5 protein-coding genes and 1 riboswitch are annotated in these 4,997 nt (G+C 61.4%); of the genes, 1 reads left to right on the top strand and 4 read right to left on the bottom strand.

Annotated elements, in window-relative coordinates:
- Positions 1-1,489: methyl-accepting chemotaxis protein (locus HX846_RS21390; protein WP_178966056.1), on the bottom strand; the 1,489-nt coding region annotated here is incomplete at its 3' end.
- Between the two features lie 252 nt (positions 1,490-1,741).
- Between HX846_RS21390 and HX846_RS21395 the strand changes: the two genes are divergently transcribed.
- On the top strand, positions 1,742-2,560 hold the full coding sequence (locus tag HX846_RS21395; protein ID WP_087692858.1) for a M48 family metallopeptidase: 819 nt from the start codon (positions 1,742-1,744) through the stop codon (positions 2,558-2,560).
- A gap of 160 nt (positions 2,561-2,720) precedes the next feature.
- On the opposite strand, the gene HX846_RS21400 is transcribed toward HX846_RS21395, so the two are convergent.
- The 3 genes from HX846_RS21400 to HX846_RS21410 all read right to left on the bottom strand — a co-directional run.
- Positions 2,721-3,305: a TMEM165/GDT1 family protein gene (locus HX846_RS21400; RefSeq protein WP_003216166.1), complete on the bottom strand. Its 585-nt coding sequence runs from the start codon at positions 3,303-3,305 to the stop codon at positions 2,721-2,723.
- Positions 3,306-3,393: 88 nt separating this feature from the next.
- Positions 3,394-3,513, bottom strand: a riboswitch (yybP-ykoY riboswitch).
- A 51-nt stretch (positions 3,514-3,564) separates the two neighbouring features.
- Complete coding sequence (locus HX846_RS21405) at positions 3,565-4,563, bottom strand: class I SAM-dependent methyltransferase (protein ID WP_003216167.1); 999 nt, start codon at positions 4,561-4,563, stop codon at positions 3,565-3,567.
- A gap of 30 nt (positions 4,564-4,593) precedes the next feature.
- The coding region (locus HX846_RS21410; RefSeq protein ID WP_306173133.1) for an NAD(P)-dependent oxidoreductase at positions 4,594-4,997 on the bottom strand (404 nt) is incomplete at its 5' end.

Here is a 4,997-nt window from a genome sequence, read left to right on the forward strand (position 1 = left end):
CGGCCTGTGCGGCCTGGGTGGCGTTGCGCGCCACGTCCTGTGCGGTCGCGGTCATCTCGTGCACGGCGGTAGCCACCTGGTCGATCTCGACCATTTGCTTGTGCACGCCCTGGTTGGTACGAATCGCGATGTCGGCGGTGTGCTCCGAGGAGTCGCTGACCTTCTGCACCGAACTCACCACCTGGGTAATCATCCCCTGCAACTTGGCCAGGAATGTATTGAAGCCGCTGGCAATCGCCCCCAGTTCGTCGGCGCGATCACTGGTCAGGCGCCGGGTCAGGTCGCCTTCGCCCTGGGCGATGTCATTGAGCATCGCCACCATTTGCTTGAGCGGCCGGGCAATGCCGTGGCCCACCAGCCAGATCACCAGCAAGCCGATGCCGGCGATCAGCAGCCCGGCCACGGCCATGCCGAAAATATCGGTTTTGCGCTGGGCGTCGAGGTCGTGCTGCATCGCCTGCAAGTCCGCCATCACCGCGCTCAAGGGCAGTTGCAGCAACAGGGTCCAGCGGGCATCGGTCTGGCCGATGTTGAACGGCAGGAACAACTCGATATGCCCGTGTTCCTTATCCACGTCGTAACGCACTTCGCCGATCTTCAACTGGCCGAGGTTGGCCAACTCGTTGCTGTCGAGCAGATCGCTGGCTTTTTCTCCCAGCTTGCTGGCGTCCTTGGTGTAGGCCACCAGGCGGCCGTTGCTGGAGATCAGCGCCAGTTCACCGGCGCCGTTGTACAAATTCTGATCAGCCTTGGTGAGCATTTCCTGGATGAAGTTCACCGACAGGTCGGCACCGACGATGCCCTGGAAGGTGCCGTCAATCATGATCGGTTCGATAAACGAAGCGAGCATCACCATTGCGTTGCCCACCTTGTAGGGGGCCGGGTCGATGGCGCAGGGCTTTTTGCTTTCCTTGGAGCACAGGTAGTACTCACTGGCGCGCACGCCGGTGGACAGGATGGTCTGGTCGGCCACGTCAGCCAGTTTATCCAGGCCCAGGCTGCTGTCGGCATTGCGGAACCACCACGGCAGGAAGCGGCCGTTGGTTTCGATGCCGACCACCGGGCTGTTGACGTAGGCAGCATCGTTGTGGTCGATGGCGTTGGCTTCCCAGCCTATATAGGCGCCAAGAATCTTCGGGTTACGCACCACGGTTTCGTGGATCAGGTTGATCAGCTGTTCGCGGGAGACCGCCAGTTGCGGGTTGCCGTTGGCGTCTTTCATGCCCATCAGGGCGTTGGCGGTGGCCAGGCCCTTGGCCGTCACCAGCGGCGCTTCGAGTTCGCGCTGGATCAGCGTCGCCTGGGTTTGCGCCAGGGCGGTCAGGCGCTGCTCGATGATTTGTTCGAATTGGCCCTGGGTGCGTTCCTGCACCATCTCCTGGGTGCGCGCCCCGGCGAACAAGGCATACAGCACCAACACCGCCACCACGCTCAGGACAATGGCCCCGGCCAGTGCCGCGACAGAAAATTGAATCGACTTGAACTTCATGACGGCTCCGAACGCAGGGGGAGATTGGCTGCTTGTGTATATCGGCCGCGGGCGGGGGAGACATGAGGGCCATTACCTCAAAATGGCTGTGCCGGATGGGCGAATGTCGTAAATGGAATGGTTGCCAGCGTTTGTGAATTTTTTGCGGCAGTGTGGGATGTATCTGAAATCAGGTGGCTATACGTCTGTTGTATCTGGCGTCGATACAATTGGCCGACTACGATACGCGCCATGTTTTCAGGGAGCAGGTTGATGAAAAAGACAGTGGCGGTATGTGCGTTGGGCGCGGCTTTGTTGCTCGCCGGTTGTCAGTCGGTCAACACCACCAGCGGCGGCGCCGTGGGGGTTGAGCGCAAGCAGTACATGTTCAGCATGTTGTCGAGCCAGGAAGTCGACCAGATGTATGCGCAGTCCTACCAGCAGACCCTGGGTGAAGCCAGCGGCAAGGGCCTGGTGGACAAGACCAGCGCCAACGCCAAGCGCGTGCAGGCGATCGCCAACCGCCTGATCGCCCAGGCGCCCACCTTCCGTCCGGATGCGGCGCAGTGGAAGTGGGAAGTGAACCTGATCAAAAGTGACGAGATGAACGCCAACTGCGGGCCTGGCGGCAAGATCTTTGTCTACAGCGCGCTGATCGACAATCTCAAGTTGACCGACGACGAACTCGCCGCCGTGATGGGCCATGAAATTGCCCACGCCTTGCGTGAACACGGCCGCGAAGCCATGTCCAAGGCCTACGGTATCGAAATGGCGAAGCAGGGGGCCGGTGCGTTGTTCGGCCTCGGTCAGGACAGCTTGGCGCTGGCCGATACCGTGGCCAACTACGGCATGACCTTGCCCAACAGCCGCAGCAATGAAAACGAAGCGGACCTGATCGGCCTGGAGTTGTCGGCGCGTGCCGGTTACAACCCGAACGCGGCGATTACCCTGTGGAACAAAATGGCCAAGGCTTCGGAAGGCTCGCCACCTGAATTCATGAGCACCCACCCTGCCTCCGACAGCCGGATCGCCTCGTTGCAGGCGGCGATTCCGAAGGTGATGCCGTTGTATCAGCAGGCGAAAAAAACCTGATTTATAAGGCTGAAATGCAAATCTGAATGTGGGGGCCCGGCTTGTGTGGGAGTCGGGCTTACCCGCGATGCAGGCACCTCGGTGCGTCAGTTGCACCGAGGTGATGCTATCGCAGGCAAGCCAGCTCCCACCAAAGCCCAGCCCTCATATGGGGTTGCGTTTAGATCCAGCCGCTGCTCTGCATGGCCTTGTACACCGCAACAATGGCCAGGATGAAGAATGCCGTAGCCGCCAGTCGACGAATCAGCGTCAGCGGCAATTTGTCCGCGGCAAAATTACCCGCCAGCACCACCGGCACGTTGGCAATCAACATGCCCAGGGTGGTGCCGATAATCACCAGCCACAGTTCCGGGTATTGCGCCGCGAGCATCACGGTAGCGATCTGGGTCTTGTCGCCGATTTCCGCGAGGAAGAACGCGATCAGCGTGGTCAGGAAGGGCCCGAACTTGCGGGAAGTGCTGGCTTCGTCATCGTCGAGCTTGTCGGGCACCAGGGTCCACAGCGCCGTGGCGCAGAAGCTCGCCGCGAGTATCCAGTGCAGCACCGCATCCGAGAAGAAACTCCCGAACCAGGCCCCCACGGCACCGGCGGCCGCATGGTTGGCCAGGGTCGCGGCAACGATGCCGGCGATGATCGGCCAGGGTTTGCGAAAGCGTGCAGCGAGAATGAGTGCGAGCAGTTGCGTCTTGTCGCCAATTTCGGCCAAGGCAACGATTGCAGTAGGGACGAGCAGAGAATCCAGCATCAGGTAAGTTCCAGGGGCGGGTCGACACGGCTATGACACGTACAGCCTTCCCGCCCCGGGTAAGGTGTTCGTGTCATAGGTCTTGTCAAACCCCGGTCCGTCTGTGCGGACTCCTGGGTCGCATACGCCATGGCCTGTTGACCAAGTATGTTGACGTATGCCGGACGAGCGTGGCGCTCGTGGGAGACTACTCCCCTAGGACGGAGCGGATTCTGCCTAGGCAAAATCCATTCGGCAAGCCTTCTTTTGGAAAAAGATCTCAGCCGCGCTTGGCACGGTAAATGCGAAAACCCTGACCTTCTGCCTTGATTGCGCACACGCCAAGATGCTCTTCGATCAGCGGCTGATACTTCAGGAAACTGTTCGCAACCAAGCGAAGTTCGCCGCCTTTTGCCAGATGTTTGGCCGCTTTTCGTAGCAGGTTCTCGGTGGCGAAATAATCGGTGTGCACCCCGACGTGGAACGGCGGGTTGCTCAGAATCGCGTTCAGATTCATCGGAGCAGCGTCGATGCCATCACCGGTCAACACCTCGGCTTCCAGGCCATTGGCCGCCAATGTCAGGCGACTGCTGGCAGCGGCAAAGGCATCCACGTCGAGCATTGTCACCGTGTTATGCGGGTAGCGACGCTTGACCGCTGCCCCGAGCACACCCGCGCCACAACCGAAATCCAGCAAGTGACCGCTCGGCAACTTGTCCAGATGCTCCAGCAGCAATGCGGTACCGCGATCCAGCCGACCGTGGCTGAACACGCCCGGCAGGCTCACCACCTTGAGCGGGCCCTCAGCCAGCGGCACCTCGAACACCTGCGCCAGGCTCTCCAGTTCTACCGGCTCGGGGGCGTTGGCCACCGTCACCAGCCACAACTGGCAGTGCCGCGCATTGTCGAGCTTGCGCGGTTTGCCGAACGGGTTCAGTTGCTTGGCCGCGCTTTCGATGCCGCCTTTCTTCTCCCCCACCAGGTACAACTCCTTGCCGGGCAAACGCGCCGCCACGGCATTGAGCAGGTAGTCGGTGAGGTCCTTGGACTTGGGCAGGAACACCACCGCGGTCTCGAACGAACCCTCGGGCACGTTCACACCGAACTGGCTGCGCTCGGCAAAACGTGCGTCCAGTGCGGCCTGGTCGCCGGCGTGCCAGCTCCAGCCATGGGCATTGGGCAGGCGGCCCAGCAGGTCGTCGGCGGGCAAGCCCACCAGCAGCACGTCGCCTTGAAAAAGTTCGGCCTGGCGAAGCAGTACTTCACTGCGCGGATCCATGGTCTGCTCCTTGAAAAGGGGCGCAGTTTATCAACTGACGACACGCAGCGGGGCGCCGCTGAAAAAGCCCTGAGCGTTTTCGATCAATTGGCCGACGATCCGCTGCCGGGCTTCGCGGCTGCCCCAGGCGTTGTGCGGGGTGACGATCAAGCGCGGGATGTCGCCGGCCAGCAACGGGTTGCCGTTCACCGGCGGTTCCACGCTCAATACATCGGTCGCCGCGCCGCCCAGGTGCCCACTGCGCAAGGCATCGGCCAAGGCCTGTTCGTTGATCAAGCCACCACGGGCGGTGTTGACGATAAACGCGCCGGGCTTGAGCAAGGCGAGTTCACGGGCACCGATAAAGTCGCGGGTGTGTTCGTTGAGCGGGCAGTGCAGGGTCAGCGCGTCGACCTGCGCCAGCAACTCATCCAGCGGCACGCGATCGGCGCGGG

The sequence above is a fragment of the Pseudomonas sp. K5002 genome, from assembly GCF_013386655.1.
In the GTDB taxonomy this organism is placed as follows: Bacteria; Pseudomonadota; Gammaproteobacteria; order Pseudomonadales; family Pseudomonadaceae; genus Aquipseudomonas.